At 56.4% G+C, this 975-nt stretch carries 1 protein-coding gene; it reads right to left on the bottom strand.

Features of this window, described 5'->3' with window-relative positions; translation table 11 throughout:
- Positions 1 to 78: 78 nt before the first annotated feature.
- Positions 79 to 759, bottom strand: a complete 681-nt coding sequence (locus AC1RO3_RS07975) for a hypothetical protein (protein WP_481763927.1) — start codon at positions 757 to 759, stop codon at positions 79 to 81.
- Positions 760 to 975: the final 216 nt, after the last annotated feature.

The following is a 975-nucleotide window of genomic DNA, read 5'->3' as shown; positions in this document are numbered from 1 at the left end:
CGCCGCAAATCGTTTGGTGGTCGGGCTTCGCTTCCAGCGTGGCGAGCGCGTGCTCCATAAGCTCATGTTCTACAGGTGTCATAGGTTCTCCAAAATATGGTTAAGCCACTCGATGCGGGTCGCGCGACGCCGGTCCTGCGCTGCCTGATACTCATCCCAATCGTCTGGGAAAAGCTCGTTGTACGAGGCTAGCCCTTCACGCATCAGCCAGCTCTCTAGACTATCAGCGCCGTCCAACATGCTGGTCACGATGCCGCGAGCCACCTCTTCCAGCACGTTGATCGTGTTATTCGTGAGCAGAACGCGCAAATCCTCGCCGTCTACGATGTCCTTTTCCAGTTCGACCAGATTGATGCCAGCCGCCGAAAGCCACATCTTGAGTGGCACTGGCACCCCATCTGCGGCCGCGCGTTCCAGTGCCCCGAGCGGGTTCTCGACACCAATCGCGGCAAGCGCCTCACTCATCTTTTCGTTGAACTGCTGTTCCGTACATGCATATGGGTAGGAACCCAGCATATACAAAATGCTCTCGTCCCGACTCGTCGCCGTACTCGTATTTCGGTGCGTGCTGATCTTGTACTGCGATCCCGCCGTGACCTCGATACGTGTGATCTTCGTGCGCTCTACGCGTTCATACACGTAACTCCCGCGATCGTTTTCTGTGACCTCGGACTTTGCTCGGTAGTACGGATAGGTCACCTCACGTTCATGCTTCTGCCACTCTTGCGTGAAAAACACACGTTTTTCTTTTTCGCTCATCTTTTATCCTTCGTACGGGTCATCCCCGTTGTCGTAACATTGCTCGATACGCGCGGCCTCGGCTCGGAGTTCACGGGCCCTGTTCTCGTGATGCGGCACGCACTCACCATAGTCTTAGGCGTCGGCAATCGTCGCCTGATAGTCATGGTAGTCGGCGGCAACGCGCAGCGCTTCGGGCGACGCGGCCAGCCATTTGATTTCGTACTCGCTAAGTAC

The sequence above is a fragment of the Dellaglioa sp. CoH-57-MRSF-19 genome, from assembly GCF_056781975.1.
This window is presented reverse-complemented; position numbering and strand designations above follow the sequence as displayed.

What these genes read in the sequence shown, in the direction of transcription:
- AC1RO3_RS07975 (WP_481763927.1), bottom strand. Translation starts at nt 759, where the DNA reads ATGAGCGAAAAAGAAAAACGTGTGTTTTTCACGCAAGAGTGGCAGAAG.